The organism is Isoptericola sp. Y581, from assembly GCF_059445475.1.
In genome coordinates, this window is sequence record NZ_JCAIUK010000009.1 from 109,472 (window position 1) to 130,494 (window position 21,023).

Here is a 21,023-nt window from a genome sequence, read left to right on the forward strand (position 1 = left end):
GCGGGGTGCGCGGCCCCGGTCGGGTGGAAGGATCCCCGGCATGACGACGAACTCCCCCGGTCCCTCGTCCACGGTGCGGCGCATGCGGGCCGACGAGTGGCGCGAGGGCAGGGAGCTGCGGCTGGCGGCGCTGCTCGACCCGGCGGCGCCGGTGGCATTCCTCGAGACGCACGAGGCGGCGTCCGCGCGGCCGGACGAGTTCTGGCAGGAGCGGGCGCGCGGCAACGCGTCGAGCGACACGGTGGCCGCGTACGTCGCGGTCGACGAGGACGGGCGCTGGGTGGGCACCACGACCGGGCTGGTGGAGGAGCCGGGCGACGAGGACGCGCTCGGCGGCCCGCCGCTGCACCGCCAGGTGCACCTGGTGGGCGTGTTCCTGCGCCCCGAGCACCGGGGCGCCGGCGTGCTGGGGCGGCTGTTCGACGCGGTGCAGGAGTGGGGGCACGACCAGGGGGTCGAGCGCGCCCGGCTGTGCGTGCACGTCGACAACCCGCGCGCGCAGGCCGCCTACCGCAAGCTCGGCTTCACGCCGACCGGCGTGCGCTTCACGCTCGACGCGGGCGAAGAGGTGGAGATGGTGCGTGCGCTCTGACGCCGGCCGAACGTCCGGCGCCACCACGCCGCCAGCCTCCCCGCTCGGGTTCGGCGGCCTGCCGCGCGCCGACGTACGCGCCGAACCAGCGCGTGATCTCGCTCCAGACGACCTCGCGTACCTCGGGGGCCGAGAGGGTCACGTCGTGCATGGCGTCGTGGACCCGCACGAGGGTGACGACGCTGCCCAGCGAGGGCACGCGCCGGGCCACGCCCGCGACGTCGAGCACCGAGTCCGACCGCATCATGTCGGGGCTCCACCGCACGGGCGGCGTGGAGCGCGTCGAGAGCAGCACCAGCACTGGGATGTCGATGGCGAGGCCGCGCGCCACCCGCTCCTGCCCCTGGAAGATGGCGGACAGCCACGCGGGGGTGGCGCGCCACCCGAGGTCGGGGCGCCAGGCCGGGTCGATGTCCCACGCCCCGTCGAAGCGCGACGACACGCTGCGCACGTAGAAGCCCAGGTCCACGTTCGCCAGGTGGCTGCGCGGGGCGAGCGCGGCCTGCGCGCGGACGCCCGGCTCGAGCACCCGCCGTCCCACGCTGCGCGTCTGGAACTCCAGCCACGGGCTGTTCAGCACCAGAGCGGCCGCGCGGTCCGGGCGGTGCGCCACCCACAGGCTGAGCACGAGCCCGCCCGTCGAGTGGCCCATGAGCACCAGCTCGCGGCCCGGCGTCGCGCCGGGCCCGTGGCCGAGCACGGCGAGGGCCGCCTCGATGTCCTCGTCGTAGGTCTCCAGCGACGTGACGAACCCGGGCGTCTGGTACGGGCGCAGGCTGCGCCCGTACTTGCGCAGGTCGAGCGCGTGGAACCGCGCGCCGAGGCGCTCCCAGAACGCGGCGAGGTGGGTCTGGAAGAAGTAGTCCGTCCAGCCGTGCACGTACAGCACGTCCACGCCGGCGTCGGGGACGACGACGCCCGGCTGCGGCGCCCGGCGCACGAGCGTCGCGACGACGTCGCCCTCGAAGTCGGGCGCCAGGTCCAGGGTCGTCTGCTCGAACCCGGGCAGGACGTCGGGCACCCACGAGACGGGTACGCCGGCAGGCGTGCTGGACGGGTCCACGCCCTGAACGTAAGGAACCCCGCGCGCCCCCGCGACTCCACCGCTGGTTGAGCTTGTCGAAACCCTCCCCGCTGGTTGAGCTCGTCGAAGCCGAGGACGGCGTCTCGACAGGCTCGACCAGTGACGGTCTACACGACCAGCCAGAGCAGCCAGGTGAAGAGCAGCCCGAGGACGGCGATGAGGGTCTCCATCACCGTCCACGTCTTGAGGGTCTGACCCACCGTCATCCCGAAGTACTCCTTGACCAGCCAGAAGCCGGCGTCGTTGACGTGGGACAGGATCAGTGAGCCGGCGCCGATGGCGAGGACGACGAGCGCCAGGTGCGTCGGGGACAGGCCCGTGGCGAGGGGCGCGACGATGCCGGACGCGGTGACGATCGCGACGGTCGCGGACCCGGTGGCGATGCGCACCAGCGCCGCGATGAGCCAGCCCAGCAGCAGCACGGACAGGCTCATGGCCACGGCCGCCTTGCCGATCGCGATGCCGGTGCCGCCGTCCACCAGCACGGCCTTGAAGCCGCCGCCGGCGCCGACGATCATCGTGGCGCTCGCGATGGGCTTGAGGCTGTCGGTCATCTTCGACATCAGCGTGGACGGCGAGAACCCGACGCTCGTGCCGAACGTGATCATCGCGAGCAGGACGGCGATGAGCAGGGCCACCAGCGGCTCGCCGATGAAGGACACGAACGGGTAGAACCAGGAGTCCTCGCTGGCCCAGACCTCGACCCCCGCGCGCACCAGCATGAGGACCACCGGGCTGAGGATCGTCACGAGGGTGAGCGTGAACGTGGGGTTGCGCGTCTTGACCGTGCCCGGCTCGCCGGAACCGCCGGTGTCCTCCGCGACCAGACCGCCGCCGCCGCCCTGCGCGCCGATCGGCACCAGCCTCGCAGCGAACCGACCCCACACGGGACCGGCGAGGATCACCGTCGGCACGGAGACGAGCAGGCCGAGGGCCATGGTGACGCCGACGTCGGCGCCGAGGTTGCCGATCGCGGCCAGCGGGCCGGGATGCGGGGGCACGAAGCCGTGCAGCACGGACAGGCCGGCCAGTGCCGGCATGGCCAGCAGCATCGCGGGCAGCCCCGAGCGGCGCACCGCGAGCATGATCACGGGGATCAGCAGCACGAGGCCCACCTCGAAGAACATCGGGATGCCGATGAGGAAGGCGATCAGCGCCATCCGCCAGGGCATGCTGCCCGTGCCGCCGCGGAAGATCTTGTCGACGATCTCGTCGGCGCCCCCCGAATCGGCGAGCAGCTTGCCGAGCATGGCGCCCAGCACGATCAGCACGCCGACGCTTCCCAGCACGTCGCCGACGCCGCTCTCGAACACCCCGGCGACGTCGCCGAGCGGGATGCCGGACCCGATCGCCACGAACAGCGACCCGATCGTGAGGGCGAGGAAGCCGTGCATCTTGAGCAGCGTGATGAGCAGCACGACGATCGCGATGCCGATGGCCGTGACCACCAGCACCTGCGTGTCGTGGTCGGCCCACGGCTGGTTGATCAGTTCGAGGGTGTCGTCGTCCCCGGCTGCCTGAAGCAGTGACCGCATCGGGTGGTCTCCTGTCTCAGCGGGTGCCCTCGCCCGTGCGCCGCAGTGCGCGGCCGGGGAGGGCGTCGGTGCGGGCGCCGTCGTCGATGACGGCGGCGCCCCCGACCAGGACGAGGTCGATGCCCGTCGCCTGCTGGCGCGGGTTCTCGAACGTGGCGGTGTCCTGGACGGTGTCGGGGTCGAGCAGCACGAGGTCCGCGGCGTAGCCGGGGCGCACCAGGCCGCGGTCGACCAGGTTCAGGCGGGCGGCGGGGCGCCCGGTGAGGTGGTGCACGCAGTCCTCGAGGGTGAGGAGGCCGAGCTCACGCACGTACCGCGCGAGGTACCGCGGGAACGTGCCCCAGGCGCGCGGGTGCGGGCGTCCGCCCACGAGGATGGCGTCCGAGCCGCCGCAGTGCGTGCGGTGCGCCATGATCGTGCGCACGTTCTCCTCGTGCCCCACGTGCTGCAGGATCGTGGTGCCGAGCCGGTCGGTGACCAGCAGCTCCACGAAGACGTCGCCGGGCGCGCGGCCCTCGTCGCGGGCGATCGCCGCCATGGTGCGGCCCACGCGATCCGCCAGCGCGGGGTTCTGCACGCCGCTGATCTCGATGGTGTCCCACTCGGCCACGCAGCCGTGGCAGCCGTCGGTGCCGACGTGCTCCAGCTCGTACAGGATCCGCTCCCGGTCGGCCGGGACCGCCAGCCGCTCCAGCAGCGCGTCCGGGCCGCCGGAGAACGCCCAGCTCGGCAGGATGGCGCTGAGCGTCGTGGAGCCCGGCAGGTAGGGGTACGTGTCCAGGGTGATGTCGACGCCGCCGTCCAGCGCGTCGTCGATCAGCGCGACCAGTTCGCCCGCGCGGCCCTTGTTGGGGCCGAAGTTCATCGTCGCGTGCGTGAGGTGCAGCGCGCAGCCGGCGGCGCGGGCGAGGTCGATCATCTCCGCGTACGCCTCGAGCGCGCCCTTGCCGTACGAGCGGTGGTGCGGGCTGTAGTAGCCGCCGAGCGCCGCGACGGTGCGCAGCAGGGCCGCGAGCTCGTCGTCGTCCGCATACATGCCGGGCGTGTACGTGAGGCCGCTGCTCATCCCGAGCGCGCCCTCACGCATGCCCCGGGCCAGCAGCTCCGCCATCCGCGCCACCTCGGCGTCGGTGGCCGGCCGGTCCTCCGGGCCCACCACCAGGTGGCGCAGCGTGCCCTGCGGCACGAGGTACGCGGCGTGGCAGGCGATGCCGCGGTCGAGGCGGTCCAGGTAGCCCGCCACGGAGTCCCAGTCGTAGTCGAAGCCGGGCGGGTCGTCGTTCCAGCCCGCGATCTGCGCGCGGATCGCGGTGCGGGTGCGCTCGTCCACCGGGGCGTACGAGAGCCCGTCCTGGCCCAGCACCTCCAGCGTCACGCCCTGGCTCACCTTCGCGGTGTGGTCCGGGTTCGCCAGGATCTGGATGTCGGAGTGCGCGTGCATGTCGATGAAGCCGGGGGTGAGCGCGCGCCCGTCGGCGTCGACGGTGCGGTGCGCGCCGCCGGTGCGGGCGTCGGAACGGCCCGGGTCGACGGCGGTGATGCGGCCCGCGGTCACCGTGACGTCGGCGACGCCGCCGGGGGCGCCGGTGCCGTCCAGCACCAGCGCGTCGCGGATCAACCAGTCGGCGGTCATGCCGCTCCCACTCCCTGGGTGGTCGGAGCCACCGTCAGAACCACGTACGCACGAGGTCGACGACGACCGGGTCCGCCGCGTCGGCGTCGTCGATCACCGGCACGAGGCCCCACTTGTCCATGGCCGTGCACGGGTGCGACAGGCCGAGGCGCAGCTCGTCGCCGATGCGCACCGGCGCCTCACCGGCCCCGGCATCCCACCGCAGGAAGCCGTGCTGGTCGTTGAGCGCCGTGACCTCGACGCCCGACACGGGCGCGGGCGCCTCGCCGTCGGCCCGGGGGCGGCGGAGCTGCACCTCGGGCAGGCCCTCGTCGAAGGGCAGGTCGCGCTTGCCGGCGTCGAAGAGCGCCAGGCCGGGCTCGGGCTGCGAGCTGACGCGCGCCCAGCCGTGCATCGCGGCCCGGAACCCGGGGCCGCCGGTGCGGGGCTCCTCGCCGAGCGGGGAGATGTGCCGGTAGAAGCCGTCGTCGTGCACCACGTACGCGCCGCTGCGCAGCACCACGCGCGCGCCCGTCGCCACCAGCGGCGAGAGCACCTCGTCGACGACGTCGAAGTACGCGCTGCCGCCCGCGGACACCACGGGCGCGTCGACCTCGTAGCGGCCGGCGGCCACCAGGCGCTCGTGCACCTCGACGAGGTCGCGCAGGTAGCCGCGCACCACGTCCTGGCTGTGGGCGTCGGAGTCGTGCGCCAGCGCGCCCTCGTACCCGGCGACGCCGGCCAGGCGCAGGTGCGGAGACGCCGCGACGCGCTCCGCGACGGCGAGCGCCGAGTCGAGGTCGCGGGCGCCGGTGCGGCCGCCCGCGCCGCCGCGCTCGACCAGCACGTCGAGCGGCGGCCGTGCGCCGGCGTCGGCCACGTGGGCGGCGAGCGCGTCGTGCATGAGGTCGACGGCGTCGACCGAGTCCGCCCAGACCAGCACGCGAAGGTCGCGGTGGGTCGCGAGGGCGTCGACCGTCCAGCGCAGCGCGAGCGGTGAGATCACGCTGTTGGCCACCATCACGCGGCTCACGCCGAACTCGAGGGCTACCGCGAGCTGGAACGGGTTGGCCACGGTGATCGCCCACGCGCCGGCGTCGATCTGCTCGGCCCACAGCTGCGGCGCCATCGTCGTCTTGCCGTGCGGGGCGAGGTCGAGGCCGCGCTCGGCGCACCAGTCGGCCAGCACGCGCAGGTTCGTGTCGAGGGCCGGGCGGGACAGGGTCAGCAACGGTGTCGGGAGCTCGGACAGCCGGGGACGGCGCTCGCGGACCTCGGCGACGGTGAGGCCCCACAGCTCCGGCGGGACGGCCTTGTGGCGCCAGCCGACCTGCTCGGCGTCCCGTGCGGCGATCTTCTCGCGGTCGATCCGACAGGCGTCCTCTGCCCCGGTGCGGTCCATCGTCAGACCCTCGCTCCCTGCTCACGTTGCACATAGCGCAACGTTCGTTGCGCAGGATGACGCACCTTGCTAGCATCACGGCGGTCGCGCCGTCAATCCGGCCACCGTCCATCCGGCCATCGATCGAGCGCGTCCCGAGCATGTCCCGGCGGACCGCGCAGCGCGAGCCGGACGGCGAAGAACGGGCAGGTCAGGAGGGGTCGTGAGCCAGAGCGTGGGGCGCGCGCTGCGGATCGTGGGGCTGCTGGGCCAAGGCCCGCGCACCCTCGACGACCTCGCCCAGGAGCTCGGCGTGCACAAGACCACCGTGCTGCGCCTGCTGCGTGCGTTGGAGAACGAGCGGTTCGTGCGCCGCGACGACCGCCGCCGCTACTCGCTGGGGTCGCGGCTCTTCGAGCTGGGCCGCGGCGCCCTCGAAGGTCACGGCATCCGCGACGTCGCCCTGCCGCACCTGGAGCGCCTCGGGCGCGAGACCGGCGGGCAGGCCGTGCACCTCGCCGTCCTGGAGGGCGCCCGACCCGTCTACGTGGCCAAGGTGGAGAGCACCAGCTCCGTGCGCATGTACTCCGAGCTCGGCCTCCCAGCGCCCCTGCACGCCACCGCCGTCGGCAAGGTCCTCGCCGCCGGCCTGCCGGAGGGGCGGCTCGCCCAGGTGCTGGCCGCCGCCGACTTCCACGCCTTCACGCCCCGGACCCTCACCGACCCCGACGCCTACCGTGCCGAGCTGGCGCGCGTGCGCGAGCAGGGATGGGCCGAGGACGCCGCCGAGCACGAACCGTTCGTCAACTGCGTCGGTGCGCCCGTGCACGACGCGTCCGGCACGGTCGTGGCGGCGGTGTCGATCTCGGTGCCGGACGTGATCCTCGACCTCCGCGGCGTGCGCGCCCTCGTGCCGCAGCTGCGCGCGGCGGCCGCCGCGATCGAGGCCGACTGGGCGGGGCGCGCCGCACCACCCCACGACGCACCACCCCGCGACGCACCACCCCGCGACGCACCACCCCACGAAAGGACGAGCACATGACCTCGAAGACCGCCGTCAGCACCGACCAGGCCCCGGCCCCGGCCCACACCTTCTCCCAGGGGGTGCGTGCCGGGAACCTGCTGCAGGTCTCCGGGCAGGGCCCCATGGACCCGGCCACCAACGAGTACGTCTACCCGGGCGACGTCGCGGCGCAGACCACGCGCACGCTGCAGAACGTCGAGGCGATCGTCACCGCCGGGGGCGGCAGCATCGCGGACGTCGTCATGCTGCGCGTGTACCTCACCACCCGCGACGACTTCGCCGCGATGAACGACGCCTACGGCGCCTTCCTCGCCGAGCGCCTCGGCCCGGACGCCGTGCTGCCGTCGCGCACCACCGTCATGGTCGGCCTGCCGCGCGAGGAGATGCTCGTCGAGATCGACGCGCTCGCCGTCGTCGAGTGACACCTCCTGCCTAGCGGGCCCCGCTCACCCTGCCGTGCCCGCTGTGGTGCGTGCCGGGTGGGCGAGGTCCTGGGTCGGCACGAACGTGACCGGCACCTCAGGGACGACGTCGCGCAGCCAGTCGGCGAAGAATGCCATGCCGGCCTGCTCGGAGGGGATGTGCCCGACCACGACGAGGCCAGTGCCGCCCGGCGCTCCCTCGCGGGTGCCGAGATGGGCGGCGTCGACGGCGTACGAGCCGGTCTCCCACTCGTGCGCCTCCCCCACCAGCACGGCGTCCACGCCGTCGTGCCGCAGCAGCGCGCGGTTGCCGGCGAAGCCGCGGAATCCCAGGTTGAGGCCCACGCGCCGCACGGGCAGATCCGGGTGGCCCACGAACCGCGCGGTGCGGGCGCCGAGCGCCGCGGCGACGTGCGCGGCCAGCTCGCCCAGCGTCGTCGGGCCGACGTCGCACAGCGACGCGTCCTCCGCCGCGGGGTCGAGCGCCCAGCCCAGCGCGCGTGCCGCGCCCTCGTCCACGCCGTCGGGCCTCCGGTCGTGCCAGGCGTCGTGCGCGCGCCAGACGACGAGCTCGTGCTCGGCGACGAACGCCCGCTTCGCGGCGAGGACGGGGTCGCCCTCGGCCTCCAGATCGGATACCGCCGCGCCCGTGTGGTCGTAGTCCATGGGCTCGTGGGAGACGACGACGTTCACGCCCGCCGCGACCGCGGCCTCCAGCACCTCGAGCGTCGCCAGGGTGGTCACGGCGACCCCGCGCACCACGGTGGCCGGGTCGCCCGCGACGATGCCGTCCACCGTCGTGGGCCGGGGCACGACGGCGAGCGCCGTCGCCGCGCGCGACACCAGGCAGGCGGCGGTCAGGGTGGGGTCGCTGAGCGTCGTCACAGGACCACGGTACGGGTGGCGCCTGGCCTCAGCGGATCCCGCGGGCGCGCCGGCGTTCGCGCCACCGCTGCACCTCGCGCTCGACGTCGCGCGTGGGGGTCACCACCGGCGGGCCGCCCATGAGCTGGCGACGGGCGTCGATCACGCGTGCGTTGAACTCCTCGACGATCGTGCGCACCCGGGCCTCCTCGGGCTCGCGGTCGAGGGCCTCGTCGAGCTCGGCGGCGTCGCGGCGCAGCTGCGCGGCCGGGAGCACGCCCGTGATCTGCTCGCGCTCCACGAGGTTCTTGAGCCACCAGTCCGGGTCGTGCGTGCCGCCCAGCCCCGGGATCGGCTTGCCCGCCAGCGGCAGGTCGTCGAACTCGCCGCGCCGGATCGCCTGGTCGACGACGGTGTCGACCCACAGGGCGCGGTCGTCCATGCGGCGCGCCGGGCGGCTCTCGCCGGGCGGCTCGTCGCCGCCGGGACTCTCTTGCTCGTCGGCGGCGATCTCGCGTTCCACCTGGTACTGCGCGGCCCGGCGTGCAGGGTCGCTCTCGTGGCCGTGACGGCGTCGGAACATCAGCATTCCCCTCGGTCGACTCGCCCCAGCGTATTCGCGTCCCGCCCCCACCGATCTGGTCAGATCTGGTCTGACCTGGTCTGACTATCGAGGAGGAGGAGGTGACCGCGCACGTGAGCATCTACGAGGCCAAGGCACACACCGAGGTCGCGATCGAGGATTCGCCCGGCAAGCTCCAGTCCCGGGGGGCTTTGCGGACGCGCTCGTCGACGGAGGCCTCACGGCGCTGAGCCTCGAGCCGGAGCACGCCGAGCAGCTGCGCGGTCTGCCCTGGCACCACCGTGACCCGTTCGACCGCATGATCGTCGCGCAGGCGCAGGTCGAGGATCTCGTGGTCGCGACGGTCGATCCGGCCTTCGGTGCCCACGAGGTGCGGACGATCTGAGACCGCTGGGCCGGCGGGCCGACGCGGCATGATGGCGGCATGAAGGTCTCCCGCCGCAGCCACGTCCCCCCGTTCGCCGTCATGCAGGTGCTGGCGTCGGCGAACGAGCGCCGCGCGGCCGGGCACGACGTGCTCAACCTGTGCGCGGGCGAGCCCTCCACCGGAGCGTCCGACGTCGTGCGCGAGCGGGCGGCGGAGCTGTTGCGCACCGCGGACCTCGGCTACACCGAGTCCCTGGGAGTGCCCGCCCTGCGCGCGGAGATCGCCGCGCACTACCGGCGCTGGTACGACGTCGAGGTGGACCCGGCACGGGTCGCGGTGACGACCGGGTCGAGCGGCGGGTTCCTGCTCGCCTTCCTGGCCGCGTTCGACGTCGGGGACCGGGTGGCGCTCGCCCGGCCCGGGTACCCCGCGTACAAGAACATCCTGGCTGCGCTCGGGTGCGAGGTGGTCGAGCTCGACTGCGGCCCGACCACCCGGTACCAGCCCACGATCTCGCAGCTCATGGAGGCGTACTACGGCGGCGGTCTGGACGGCCTCGTCGTCGCCTCCCCCGCCAACCCGACCGGGACGATGCTCCCGCCGGCCGAGCTGGCCGCCCTCGCGCGCTGGTGCGAGGAGCACGACGTCCGCCTGATCAGCGACGAGATCTACCACGGCATCGCCTACACCGAGGACGTACAGCAGGCCACCGCGGCGATGTACACGAACTCCGGCGCGGTGGTGGTGAACTCGTTCTCCAAGTATTGGGCGATGACGGGCTGGCGGCTCGGCTGGCTCGTGCTACCCGACGAGCTGCTGGTCCCGGTGGACGCTCTCGCCGGCAACGTGGCCCTGTCGCCCCCGGCGCTGGCGCAGCACGCGGGCGTCGCCGCCTTCTCCCCCGCCGGCTACGCCGCCGCGGCCGAGAACGTCGCGCGGTACGCGGCGTCCCGCGCCGCCCTGCTCGACCGCATCGACGAGCTCGGTTGGCGCCCGGTCGCCCCTGCGGACGGGGCGTTCTACCTGTACGGAAACATCGCGGGCTTCCGTGACGCCGTCGGCGGCGACTCCGTGACCTACTGCCGCCGCCTCCTGGCCGAGGCCGACGTCGCGATCACGCCCGGCGCCGACTTCGACGCCGTGAACGGCGGCGACTGGGTACGCCTGTCCTTCGCCGCCGCACCCGACGTCGTCTCCCGCGCCGTCGACCGCATCGTCGCCTGGCACCGCACCCTCTGACCGCGAGGTAGTCCGAAATCCCGCGAGGTAGTGCCCCCGAGCGCCGAGGTAGTCCCGCATCTCGCGAGGTAGTTCGAAACCACGCGAGGTAGTACCCCCGAGCGGCGAGGTAGTCCCGGTTTCGGCGAGGTAGTTCGAAATCCGACGAGGTAGTCCCGGTTTCGGCGAGGTAGTTCGAAATCCGCCGAGGTAGTTCCTCCTCGGGCGTCGAGGTCGCGGGATCCAGCGCGAGGGACAACGATCGTCGGAGGGCCCGACGGCGGCCGGGCGTCGCACAAGGACTACCCCACCGAAAACGGGACTACCTCGCCGAAAACGGGACTACCTCGCCGAAAACGGGACTACCTCGCCGAGAATCGCACTACCTCGCGGCATCCGGGGCTACCTCGGCAGGTTTCGTGGTACCTGGCGGATGTGGGAGGCGGATGTGGGAGGGGGCGGATGATCCGGCTCGTGACGGCGAACGTCCAGCACGCGCTCGACGACGACGGGCGCGCGGATCTCGACCGCCTGGGCGAGGCCCTCGGGAGCCTCGACGCTGACGTGATTGCGCTGCAGGAGGTGGATCGCGACCAGGCGCGGTCGGGCAACGCCGACCAGGCGCGCGCGCTCGCGCACGCGTTGGGGATGCCCGAGCACCGGTACGTGCCTGCGCTGAGCGGACCGCTCGAGCGGACGCTCGGCCGCCGCCGGACCGGTGTGGTCACCGCGAGCGTGTCAGGCCCGCCGTCCGACCGCCCGGGCTACGGCGTCGCGCTCCTTTCCCGGCATCCGGTGCGCGCCTGGCACCCGATGCTGCTGCCGGGCCTCAACGTTCCCGGCCTGCCTCCGCTCGGGGTGGATGAGCCGCGGGTCGCGCTCGCCGCGGCGATCGTCACGCCGGCGGGCCCGCTGACCGTCGTCACGACGCACCTCTCCACCGGAGACCCCTGGAAGCGGGTGCAGCTGCGGCGCCTGCGGCAACGACTCCGGCACGCCCCGCGCCCGATCGTGCTGCTGGGCGACCTCAACACCCGCGACGACCTCCCGGCGAGACGGACGGGCTGGCGCGAGCTGGTGCAGGTGCCGACGTATCCGCGGGCGCGCCCGTGGCTCCGGATCGATCACGTGCTGGTCGACGGCCCGGTGGCCGCCGTCACGGCAGCGCGTGCGGTCGACCTGGGACTCAGCGACCATCGCGCGGTCGTGGTCGACCTCGCGCTCGGCGCGGAGGACGGCGCGGAGGACGGCGCGGAGGGCGACGCGGGGGGCGACGACAGGTGAGCGACGAGCTGACGGGTGGCGCGACCGACCGCAGGCGCGACCGACCGCAGGCGCGGCCGGCCGGAGACCCCGGAACAGTGGTCGGACCGCAACTGGAACGAGCTGCTGCAGGAGCTGCGCGTCATGCAGACCGGCGTGCAGATCCTCACGGGGTTCCTGCTGATCCTGCCGTTCCAGTCGCGCTTCTCCGAGCTGGACGACTACCAGCGCACGGTCTACCTCACGCTGGTGCTGGTGTGCACCACGACGACGGGCCTGCTCGTGGCGCCGGTCGCACTGCACCGCGCCCTGTTCCGCAAGCGCATGAAGCACTCGGTGGTCACGGGCGGGGATCGGATGACGCGGGCCGGTCTGGTGCTGCTCGCCATCGCGCTGTCGGGGACGGCGCTGCTGGTCTTCGACGTCGTCGTGGGACGGGCGACGGGAATAGTCGTCGGGGCGAGCGCCGCGGTGGTGCTGCTCGGCCTGTGGGCCGTGGTGCCCGCCGTCGTGCACCGCCGGGCCTGAACGCGCCGCGCCACGGGCGGCGCGAGCGCGTCAGGCGGCGAGGTCGACGCGCTCCGCGGTCTCGAGCTTGTGCACGAAGGGCGCGTCGGTGTCGGTCGCCTCGATGCCGCCGGTGGTCGGGTCCTGCGACCCGTCGACGACCGCCGCGACGGCGGGGGCGCCGGACACCTGGGCGAGCGCGGCCCGCTCGGACCGGCGGGCGCGGGCGATCGTGCGCATCGCGAGGGCGCCGATGATGACGGCGGCGACGTTCGCCAGCGCGGACGGCCAGATGCCGTTCACGATCGCGATGAGGAGCATCACGAACGCGCCGGCGACGTTGGACAGCTGGAACGGGAGACCGTCGGCCGTCCAGCGGCCCTTGCTCACCATGCCGTAGGCGAGGACGACGGCGATCGCGCCGACCCACCCGAAGGCGGTAATCACGGTCAGAAGGGAGATCGTCATGACGGGCACCTCCGGGGGCCGGCGCGGCACAGGCGTGCCACGGCGAGTGGTTGATCTGAGGGTGTGTGCGCCCTCCCCGAGAACCGGGGAGCTGGCCGGGCCGGCCGGCGCTGTGACCATTCTGAGACACGAATGGCCTTCAGCGCAATCAAATCTTTCTGCTACCGGCAGTTAGTATCGCTACATGGCCACCGACCCACGAAGACTTGCCTTCCTCCTTGCCGTGCACCGCGCCGGGGGCGTGCTCGCGGCAGCAGATCTTCTGCATGTCACCCCGTCCGCCGTCTCCCAGCAGATCGCCCGTTTGGAGTCCGAGGAGGGCATCGCCGTGCTCGATCGCGGCCCGCGCGGCGTCACGCTCACCCCGGCGGGCCGCGTGCTGGCCGAGGCCGGGGAACGCATCGAGGCCGAGCTGCTCGAGGCCCGCCAGGCGATCGCCGCCCTCGGCGAGGGCGTGAGCGGCAAGGTCGTGCTCGGGGCATTCCAGTCGGCCATCCGTGCCGTCGTGGCACCGATGCTGGTCGACCTCGCCGAGCAGTACCCGGGCGTCGAGGTCGACGTGCGCGAGCAGGAACCCGCCGAGGCCGTCCGGATGCTGCGCGCCGGCGACCTCGACGTCATCCTGCTCGAACGCGACGTGGACATGGACGCCCCCGCCCCCCGCGGCGTGCACGACGTGCCGCTGCTCGACGAGCCGTGGTGCGTCGTCGTCCCGGCCGCGATGCCGATGCCCGAGCGCCTCGACGACCTCGGCAACTTCCAATGGATCGGTGCCGAGCCCGGCACCGCGTCCGACCGCGCGCTGCGGCGCCTGGCGCGCACCCTGGGCACGTCGTTCACCACCCGGCACGCCTTCTTCGACTTCGACACGGCGCTCTCCCTCGTCGCCGCGAACCAGGGCGTGGCGATGCTCCCCGCGCTCGCGCTCGAGGGCGGGGACGTGCCGGAGGGCATCGAGGTGGCGCGCCTCGCCGGGCTCGGCACCCGGCGCATCGTGGCCCGGCACCGCGCCACCCGGCACGAGCCCGGCCCCGCCGTGCGGGCCGTGGTGGACGCGATGGTCGAGGTGACCCGCGACCTCGAGCTGGGCTGACCCGGCCTGTTGCGGCCCGTCGCGGCCGCGGCTTCCTGGCGCGCGGCGCGGCGGCTGCGCTCCTAGCATCGCCAGCATGAGCGACTCAACGTCCGGCACGACCAGCGGGGACGCGCCGCTGTCGGAACGCGCGCTGGGCACGGCCCGGCGGTTGTGGGGGCTCGTGTACGTGCGGGCCCTCGCCTACCTCGTGGCCGGCGTCGTCCTGTTCGCCAACCCGGACGAGGGCCTGACCTGGCTGCGCTGGCTGATCGGCATCGTCATCCTGGTGCAGGGGATCCTGCTGACGGTCGAGGGCCTGCCGTCCCGGCGCGCGGGCGGGCAGCAGTCCGACGGCGACGAGGTGAGCTGGCGGCTCATCGCCGGCGTCGTGAGCATCGCGGCGGCCCTGGTCATCGTGCTCTGGCCGTCCATGAGCGGGCCCGTGATGTACCTGGTCGTCGGGATCTGGGCGTGCGCGGCCGGCGTCGCGGGGATCATCGGGGCGCTGCGGGGCCGGGCGGTGCGGGCGGTGGCCTGGGACTGGCAGCTCGCGAACGCGGTCCTGTGGATCCTGCTGGGGGTCGTCGTGCTCGTGCGCCGCACCGACGACGCCCGGACCATGGCCCTGCTCCTCGCCGTGTACCTGCTGTTCTCCGGGGCCGTGCTGCTGGTCGGCGGCCTCGCCACGGGCACCCGCCACCGTGACGCTCGCAAGGCGCGCGAGGGGGCGGGAGCGCCGGCCTCGATGTCGGCGTCGGCGAAACGGCCGTCGCGGGCGGACCGTCGCGCCGCGAAGAAGGCGGGACCCGGCACGGGACTGCCGGGCGGGGACGACCGGCTCCCCGGGTAGGATCGGCCGCACAACGCAACACGCTGTTCGAACCGCGTCGGGAGAGCTCGCGCCGTGACGTCGGACCGGTCCACCGGTCCGCGCTGCGGCCGGCGCCGAAGGAGCAATCCCTCCCCGGGAATCTCTCAGGCACCCCGTACCGTCGCGGTAAGGCAACTCTGGAAAGCGGTCCGCAGCCGCCGACGGCCCCGGCCGGCGACGACGAACGACCCACCGACGGTGCAAGTCGGCGCCCCGTCGTCGTCCTGGCCTGCTGTGACGCAGGCCGGGCCGATGCCAGGTGGACCGGCAAAACTCTCAGGTCGATGTGCGACCGGGCAGCAGCCCGGCGCGGTCAGATGACAGAGCGGGGAGGGACTCGACCGTCCCCGTCCGCCTGCCCGACCGACCTCCCGGAGCGTTCGACGTGACCACCTCCCCCGGCTCCCCCGCGTACGACCCCGACGTCTTCGCCGACCGCCACCTGGGCCCCCGCGGCCAGGAGGTCGCGACGATGCTGGACCAGCTCGGCCACGACAGCCTGGACGCGCTCGTCGACGCCGCCGTCCCGAAGGCGATCCGCACCGACCGCCCGCTCGCCCTGCCCGCCGCCCGCTCCGAGGCCGAGGTGCTCGCGCACCTGCGCGACCTCGCGGGGAAGAACCAGGTCAAGCGCCAGATGATCGGCCTGGGCTACTACGGCACCGCCACTCCCCCGGTGATCCGCCGCAACGTGCTCGAGTCCCCCGCCTGGTACACGGCCTACACCCCGTACCAGCCGGAGATCTCGCAGGGCCGGCTGGAGGCGCTGCTGAACTTCCAGCAGGCGGTGGAGGACCTCACGGGGCTCGGCATCGCGGGCGCGTCCCTGCTCGACGAGGCGACGGCGGTCGCGGAGGCCGTCGCACTCATGTGGCGGGTGTCGCGGGCGAAGAGCGGCTACGTGGTGCTCGACGCCGACCTGTTCCCGCAGAGCCTGTCCGTGACGCGCGGGCGTGCGGAGGCGATCGGCCTGCCGGTCGTGGTGGCGGGGCTCGACGGCGGCCTCGCCGCGGGCCTCGACGGGTACGTCGCCGCAGGTGGTGACCTTCCCGAGGGCGACCTGGTCGGCGTGGTCGTGCAGCAGGCGGGCGCGTCGGGGCGCGTGCTCGACGCGCGCGACCTGGTCGCCGAGGCCAAGGAGCGCGGAGCGCTCGTCACGATGGCGACGGACCTCCTGGCGCTCACGATGCTGGTCTCCCCCGGCGAGCTCGGCGCGGACGTCTCGGTCGGCTCGGCCCAGCGCTTCGGCGTCCCGCTGTTCTACGGCGGCCCGCACGCCGCGTTCATGGCGGTCCGCAAGGGCCTGGAGCGTCAGCTCCCCGGTCGGCTCGTGGGTGTCTCGACGGACGTCGACGGCGCCACGGGCCTGCGCCTGGCGCTCGCCACCCGCGAGCAGCACATCCGCCGTGAGAAGGCCACGAGCAACATCTGCACCGCCCAGGCCCTGCTGGCCATCGTGGCCTCGATGTACGCGGTCTACCACGGCCCCGAGGGCCTCCGCGCGATCGCCGAGCGCACCCACGCCCGCGCGGTCGCCGTCGCGGACGGCCTGCGCGCCGCGAACATCGACGTCGAGCACGACGTCTTCTTCGACACCGTCCGCGCCGTCTTCCCGGGCCGCGCCCAGCAGGTCGTCGAGACCGCAGCGGCAGCGGGCTACAACCTGTACAAGGCTGACGCCGACCATGTACAGATCGCCTGCGACGAGACGACGACGGCTTCCGACGTCGCGGCCCTCCTGTCGGCCATCTCCACTGCGGTGGCCGGCGGTGCCGGTGAGCCGAACGCCAAGGGGTCGGGCGCCGCCGCCCTGCCCGCGGAGGTGACACGAACGACGCCCTATCTCCAGCACCCCATCTTCCACATGCACCGCTCCGAGACCTCGATGCTCCGGTACCTGCGGTCGCTGAGCGACAAGGACCTGGCGCTGGACCGCACGATGATCCCGCTGGGCTCGTGCACGATGAAGCTCAACGCGACGGCGGAGATGGAGGCCATCAGCTGGCCGGGCTTCGCCGACATCCACCCGTACGTGCCGGCTGACCAGGCACGGGGCTATGCGGAGCTCATCTCCTTGCTGGAGGCGCAGCTCGCGGAGATCACGGGGTACGCGGCGGTGTCGGTGCAGCCGAACGCGGGGTCGCAGGGGGAGTTCGCGGGCCTGCTGGCGATCCAGGGGTACCACCGGTCGCGGGGGGAGTCGCACCGCGACATCGTGCTGATCCCGGCGTCGGCGCACGGGACGAACGCGGCGTCGGCGGCTCTCGCGGGGCTGCGCGTGGCGGTGGTGGCGACGGCGGACGACGGCGAGATCCTGCTGGACGACCTGCGCGCGAAGCTGGCCCAGCACGGCGAACAGGTGGCCGGGATCATGATCACGTACCCGTCGACGCACGGGGTGTACGAGGAGCACGTCCGCGAGGTCTGCGATCTCGTACATGAAGCCGGTGGGCAGGTGTACATCGACGGTGCGAACCTGAACGCGCTGGTCGGGCTGGCGCGGCCGGGGGAGTTCGGCGGCGACGTGTCGCACCTCAACCTGCACAAGACGTTCTGCATCCCCCACGGTGGCGGCGGCCCGGGCGTGGGCCCGGTCGCGGTGGCGGAGCACCTGGTGCCGTTCCTGCCGGGGAACCCGCTGGCCTCGCTGGTCGAGCCTGTCGAAACCGGGGTATCGAAGAGCTCAGCGAACGGCGGCGTCCCGGTGAGCGCCGCCCCGCACGGGTCGGCGGGCATCCTGCCGATCTCGTACGCGTACCTCGCGCTGATGGGCCCGGACGGGCTCACGGAGGCGTCGAAGGCTGCCGTCCTCACCGCGAACTACGTGGCGTCGCGCCTGGACCCGTACTTCCCGGTGCTCTATACCGGCGCGACCGGCCTGGTGGCGCACGAGTGCATCCTCGACCTGCGCCCGATGACCGCAGAGACCGGCGTGACGGCTGAGGACGTGGCCAAGCGCCTCATCGACTACGGCTTCCACGCGCCCACGATGTCGTTCCCGGTGGCGGGCACGCTGATGGTGGAGCCCACCGAGAGCGAGGACCTGGCCGAGCTGGACCGCTTCGTCGACGCGATGATCGCGATCAAGGGCGAGATCGACCGGGTGGCGGCGGGGGAGTGGACGTCCGACGACTCCCCGCTGCGCCACGCCCCGCACACCGCCGCGAGCGTGATGACCGACGAGTGGGCGCACCCCTACTCCCGCGAGCTGGCGGGGTTCCCCCTGCCGAGCCTTCGGGCCGGGAAGTACTGGCCGCCGGTGCGGCGCGTCGACGGGGCGAAGGGCGACCGGAACCTCGTGTGCGCCTGCCCCCCGATCGAGTCCTACGCCGTCTGATCGCCAGTGATCGCCGGTCGAGCCTGTCGAGACCTGGTTTCGACAGGCTCGACCGGCGGGTTTCGACACGCTCAACCATCGAAGGGAGCCTCGATGACCGAGGACAAGCAGGACAAGACCACGCCCCTGCACGACGAGCACGTCGCGCTGGGCGCGAGCCTCACCGGCTTCGGCGGCTGGCTGATGCCGCTGCGCTACACGTCCGACCTGGCCGAGCACCGCGCGGTGCGGGAGGCGGCCGGGCTGTTCGACCTGTCGCACATGGGGGAGATCCACCTCGAGGGCCCGCAGGCGGGCGCCGCGCTCGACCGGGCGCTGGTCGGCAACGCGAGCGCGATCGGCGTCGGCCGCGCGCGCTATTCGATGATCTGCGCCGAGGACGGCGCCGTGCTCGACGACCTGATCGTGTACCGGCTGGCCGACCAGCACTTCCTCGTGGTGGCCAACGCCGGCAACGCGCAGCGCGTGTTCGCCGAGCTCGTGGCGCGCGCGGCCGGGTTCGACACCGTCGTCACCGATCGCTCCGCCGAGACCGCGCTCGTCGCGGTGCAGGGACCGCAGGCGGAGGACATCGTCGCCTCGCTCATGGCGCCGGAGCACGTGGACGCCGTCCGGTCGATGAAGTACTACGCGTCGGCGCCCGCCACGGTGGCCGGCATCGAAGTGCTGATGGCCCGCACGGGATACACCGGGGAGGACGGCTTCGAGCTGTTCGTGCCCGCGGACCGCGCCGTCGAGCTCTGGCGTGCGCTGCTCGCCGCGGGCCGGGACCGCGGCCTCGTCCCCGCGGGCCTGTCGGCGCGCGACTCGCTCCGGCTCGAGGCCGGGATGCCGCTCTACGGGCACGAGCTCGACGAGACCACCACGCCGTACGAGGCCGGCATGGGCCGGGTCGTGAAGCTCGAGAAGACGGGCGACGACGGCGAGCCGCTGCCGTTCGTCGGGCGTGCGGCCCTGGCGGCGCGCGCGCAGAGCGCGCCGGCGCGGGTGCTCGTGGGCCTGCGCGGCGAGGGCCGGCGCCCGGCGCGGGAGGGTTACGACGTCGTGCAGCGTGGCCCCGACGGGGCCGTGGGCTCCGTCGTCGGACGCGTGACGTCCGGGGCGCCGTCGCCCACGCTCGGCTACCCCGTGGCGATGGCGTACGTGACGCCGGAGGTCTCGGGGGAGGGCACCGAGCTGGCGGTCGACGTGCGCGGCCGCGCCGAGCCGTTCGTCGTCGTGCCCCTGCCGTTTTACAAGCGCCCGTAGGACGATCGTCCTCATCACCAGCATCACCAGCATCGCCGACCCCGAAGGAGCAGTCCCCATGGCCGACTTCCCCGAGAACCTCCGGTACTCCGCCGAGCACGAGTGGCTGGACGACGCGTCGCCCGCCACGGTGGGCATCACGTCCGTCGCCGCCGACGCGCTGGGCGACGTCGTGTACCTCGAGCTGCCGGAGGTGGGCGCCACGATCGAGGCGGGCGCCGTCGTCGGCGAGATCGAGTCCACCAAGTCCGTCTCGGAGCTCTACTCGCCGGTGAGCGGCACCGTGGCGGAGGTCAACCAGGCCGCCGTGGACGACCCGGCCGTGGTGAGCTCCGACCCGTTCGGCGCCGGGTGGCTCTTCAAGGTCGACGTGACCTCCCGCGGGGAGCTGCTCACCGCGGAGGAGTATGCCGCCCAGGCGGGCTGACGCGCCTCGCGCAGGTCGTGACCGAATCGTGATAAAGGCGCGGGATCCGGTTGGTTGCTTGAGATCACCGCGCTGACCAGTGTCAACACGGCCGGCTTCACCCCGCAAGTGGGTGAGGCCGGCCGTTTCGTGTGCGGGGGCAGCATCTGATCGCTGTGTTCCGCGTCATGACCCCCCTGGATCGGCCTCTTCATCCATGACGGCTTCCCCAGGTCGACCCATCGGTCGGCGGCCGTTGAGGAGGAAGAACGATGAGCACGATCGAGCTGACCTACCCCCTGACGACGAGCCGCCTGCTGACGCGTCGTGAGCGCGTGATCCTGTCCAACCTGTCCGAGGATGTCACCCTCGAGCAGATCGCGACCAAGCTGTTCGTCACCCGCAACACGGTGAAGTCGCAGGTGCGCAGCGTGTACAGGAAGCTGGGCGTGTCGAGCCGGGCCGAGGCCGTCGCGTGGGCGCGACAGTCCGGCTTCGGGGTCATCTGAAGGCCGGTTGTTGCGGGCCCCGCACGGCGGCAGGGGAGGTCGCCGGGGCGGGGCTCTCGCACGTCCGGGGCCGGATGGCAGACTTTCGGGTATGACCGCACGCCGCCTCGTCGTCGCCGCCGCGATCGTCGACGAACTCGACCGCCCGGGCCGCCTCCTGGCTGCCCGGCGAAGTCGGCCGGCGCACCTGGCCGGGCGGTGGGAGTTCCCGGGCGGCAAGGTCGACCCGGGGGAGTCGCCGGTCGAGGCGCTGCACCGCGAGCTCGACGAGGAGCTCGGCGTGCGCGTGGACCTCGGGGAGGAGTTCGCCGGGCCCGACGACGGCGCCTGGATCATCACCGACCGGCACGTGATGCGGCTGTGGCTCGCGGTCGTGGCCGACGGCACCCCGCAGCCCCTGGTGGAGCACGACGAGCTGCGCTGGCTGGACCGCGACGCCCTGCTCACCGTCGACTGGCTGGACGGCGACGTCCGGATCGTCGAGGCGCTGGAGCCGGTCCTCGCCGACCCGGTGGACGCCGCCTACTGAACGTCCGGGGCTGCGGACGTCGACGACCCCGCCCTGGGGCCGCGCGCCAGTGCTGCGCCGTGCATATAGGCCGCACGGCGGTTCATCGTGACGTACGCGAACACGTTCTCGGAGACGGCGCTGTCCAC

21 protein-coding genes and 1 riboswitch are annotated in these 21,023 nt (G+C 73.3%); of the genes, 14 read left to right on the forward strand and 7 right to left on the reverse strand.

The window, feature by feature from the left end; translation table 11 throughout:
* Nucleotides 1-40 precede the first annotated feature (40 nt).
* Nucleotides 41-592 (forward strand): GNAT family N-acetyltransferase, encoded by a 552-nt coding sequence (locus AC1C2W_RS17325; protein ID WP_495413817.1) that lies wholly within the window; start codon nucleotides 41-43, stop codon nucleotides 590-592.
* Here the strand turns inward: AC1C2W_RS17325 and AC1C2W_RS17330 are convergent.
* The 4 genes from AC1C2W_RS17330 to AC1C2W_RS17345 form a co-directional block, all read right to left on the reverse strand.
* The gene (locus tag AC1C2W_RS17330) at nucleotides 546-1,655 is read right to left on the reverse strand and encodes an alpha/beta hydrolase (protein ID WP_495390758.1); all 1,110 of its coding nucleotides are present in this window, start codon (nucleotides 1,653-1,655) and stop codon (nucleotides 546-548) included. The genes AC1C2W_RS17325 and AC1C2W_RS17330 overlap by 47 nt on opposite strands.
* A 128-nt stretch (nucleotides 1,656-1,783) precedes the next feature.
* Nucleotides 1,784-3,211, reverse strand: coding sequence for a GntT/GntP/DsdX family permease (locus tag AC1C2W_RS17335; RefSeq protein ID WP_495390757.1), 1,428 nt, complete (start codon nucleotides 3,209-3,211; stop codon nucleotides 1,784-1,786).
* Between the two features lie 16 nt (nucleotides 3,212-3,227).
* Complete coding sequence (locus AC1C2W_RS17340) at nucleotides 3,228-4,844, reverse strand: N-acyl-D-amino-acid deacylase family protein (protein WP_495413818.1); 1,617 nt, start codon at nucleotides 4,842-4,844, stop codon at nucleotides 3,228-3,230.
* Between the two features lie 34 nt (nucleotides 4,845-4,878).
* On the reverse strand, nucleotides 4,879-6,225 hold the full coding sequence (locus tag AC1C2W_RS17345; protein ID WP_495390755.1) for a type III PLP-dependent enzyme domain-containing protein: 1,347 nt from the start codon (nucleotides 6,223-6,225) through the stop codon (nucleotides 4,879-4,881).
* A 202-nt stretch (nucleotides 6,226-6,427) separates the two neighbouring features.
* Between AC1C2W_RS17345 and AC1C2W_RS17350 the strand changes: the two genes are divergently transcribed.
* On the forward strand, nucleotides 6,428-7,246 hold the full coding sequence (locus AC1C2W_RS17350) for an IclR family transcriptional regulator (protein ID WP_495413819.1): 819 nt from the start codon (nucleotides 6,428-6,430) through the stop codon (nucleotides 7,244-7,246).
* The gene (locus tag AC1C2W_RS17355; protein WP_495390753.1) at nucleotides 7,243-7,650 is read left to right on the forward strand and encodes a RidA family protein; all 408 of its coding nucleotides are present in this window, start codon (nucleotides 7,243-7,245) and stop codon (nucleotides 7,648-7,650) included. The genes AC1C2W_RS17350 and AC1C2W_RS17355 overlap by 4 nt, the downstream gene beginning before the upstream one ends.
* Nucleotides 7,651-7,674: 24 nt before the next feature.
* Here the strand turns inward: AC1C2W_RS17355 and AC1C2W_RS17360 are convergent, their stop codons facing one another.
* Together AC1C2W_RS17360 and AC1C2W_RS17365 are read right to left on the reverse strand one after the other, a co-directional pair.
* On the reverse strand, nucleotides 7,675-8,535 hold the full coding sequence (locus tag AC1C2W_RS17360; protein WP_495413820.1) for a Nif3-like dinuclear metal center hexameric protein: 861 nt from the start codon (nucleotides 8,533-8,535) through the stop codon (nucleotides 7,675-7,677).
* 28 nt (nucleotides 8,536-8,563) lie between these two features.
* On the reverse strand, nucleotides 8,564-9,097 hold the full coding sequence (locus tag AC1C2W_RS17365) for a DnaJ family domain-containing protein (protein ID WP_495390751.1): 534 nt from the start codon (nucleotides 9,095-9,097) through the stop codon (nucleotides 8,564-8,566).
* A gap of 265 nt (nucleotides 9,098-9,362) precedes the next feature.
* Here AC1C2W_RS17365 and AC1C2W_RS17370 point away from each other — a divergent pair, with 265 nt between their 5' ends.
* The 4 genes from AC1C2W_RS17370 to AC1C2W_RS17385 all read left to right on the forward strand — a co-directional run bounded on the left by AC1C2W_RS17370 (nucleotide 9,363) and on the right by AC1C2W_RS17385 (nucleotide 12,473).
* Complete coding sequence (locus AC1C2W_RS17370; RefSeq protein ID WP_495413862.1) at nucleotides 9,363-9,482, forward strand: type II toxin-antitoxin system VapC family toxin; 120 nt, start codon at nucleotides 9,363-9,365, stop codon at nucleotides 9,480-9,482.
* 39 nt (nucleotides 9,483-9,521) lie between these two features.
* Nucleotides 9,522-10,703: an aminotransferase class I/II-fold pyridoxal phosphate-dependent enzyme gene (locus AC1C2W_RS17375; protein WP_495390748.1), complete on the forward strand. Its 1,182-nt coding sequence runs from the start codon at nucleotides 9,522-9,524 to the stop codon at nucleotides 10,701-10,703.
* 441 nt (nucleotides 10,704-11,144) lie between these two features.
* Nucleotides 11,145-11,966, forward strand: coding sequence for an endonuclease/exonuclease/phosphatase family protein (locus AC1C2W_RS17380; protein WP_495413821.1), 822 nt, complete (start codon nucleotides 11,145-11,147; stop codon nucleotides 11,964-11,966).
* 15 nt (nucleotides 11,967-11,981) lie between these two features.
* Nucleotides 11,982-12,473 (forward strand): DUF6328 family protein, encoded by a 492-nt coding sequence (locus tag AC1C2W_RS17385; RefSeq protein ID WP_495413822.1) that lies wholly within the window; start codon nucleotides 11,982-11,984, stop codon nucleotides 12,471-12,473.
* Between the two features lie 30 nt (nucleotides 12,474-12,503).
* Here AC1C2W_RS17385 and AC1C2W_RS17390 read toward each other — a convergent pair whose 3' ends face one another.
* Complete coding sequence (locus AC1C2W_RS17390; protein WP_495413823.1) at nucleotides 12,504-12,920, reverse strand: CBU_0592 family membrane protein; 417 nt, start codon at nucleotides 12,918-12,920, stop codon at nucleotides 12,504-12,506.
* 184 nt (nucleotides 12,921-13,104) lie between these two features.
* Between AC1C2W_RS17390 and AC1C2W_RS17395 the strand changes: the two genes are divergently transcribed.
* From AC1C2W_RS17395 to AC1C2W_RS17425, 7 genes are all read left to right on the forward strand, one after another.
* The gene (locus AC1C2W_RS17395) at nucleotides 13,105-14,013 is read left to right on the forward strand and encodes a LysR family transcriptional regulator (protein ID WP_495390744.1); all 909 of its coding nucleotides are present in this window, start codon (nucleotides 13,105-13,107) and stop codon (nucleotides 14,011-14,013) included.
* Nucleotides 14,014-14,089: 76 nt separating this feature from the next.
* Nucleotides 14,090-14,845: an HdeD family acid-resistance protein gene (locus AC1C2W_RS17400; protein WP_495390743.1), complete on the forward strand. Its 756-nt coding sequence runs from the start codon at nucleotides 14,090-14,092 to the stop codon at nucleotides 14,843-14,845.
* A 28-nt stretch (nucleotides 14,846-14,873) separates the two neighbouring features.
* A riboswitch (glycine riboswitch) is annotated at nucleotides 14,874-14,997 on the forward strand.
* Nucleotides 14,998-15,251: 254 nt separating this feature from the next.
* The gene (gene gcvP, locus AC1C2W_RS17405; protein ID WP_495390742.1) at nucleotides 15,252-18,203 is read left to right on the forward strand and encodes an aminomethyl-transferring glycine dehydrogenase; all 2,952 of its coding nucleotides are present in this window, start codon (nucleotides 15,252-15,254) and stop codon (nucleotides 18,201-18,203) included.
* Nucleotides 18,204-18,296: 93 nt separating this feature from the next.
* Nucleotides 18,297-19,451 (forward strand): glycine cleavage system aminomethyltransferase GcvT, encoded by a 1,155-nt coding sequence (gene gcvT, locus AC1C2W_RS17410; protein WP_495413824.1) that lies wholly within the window; start codon nucleotides 18,297-18,299, stop codon nucleotides 19,449-19,451.
* Between the two features lie 58 nt (nucleotides 19,452-19,509).
* Complete coding sequence (gene gcvH / locus AC1C2W_RS17415) at nucleotides 19,510-19,878, forward strand: glycine cleavage system protein GcvH (protein ID WP_495390740.1); 369 nt, start codon at nucleotides 19,510-19,512, stop codon at nucleotides 19,876-19,878.
* Between the two features lie 251 nt (nucleotides 19,879-20,129).
* A complete protein-coding gene (locus AC1C2W_RS17420; protein WP_495390739.1) occupies nucleotides 20,130-20,366 on the forward strand; it encodes a helix-turn-helix domain-containing protein in 237 nt (78 codons plus the stop codon).
* Nucleotides 20,367-20,457: 91 nt separating this feature from the next.
* Nucleotides 20,458-20,895, forward strand: coding sequence for a (deoxy)nucleoside triphosphate pyrophosphohydrolase (locus AC1C2W_RS17425; RefSeq protein WP_495390738.1), 438 nt, complete (start codon nucleotides 20,458-20,460; stop codon nucleotides 20,893-20,895).
* Nucleotides 20,896-21,023 lie beyond the last annotated feature (128 nt).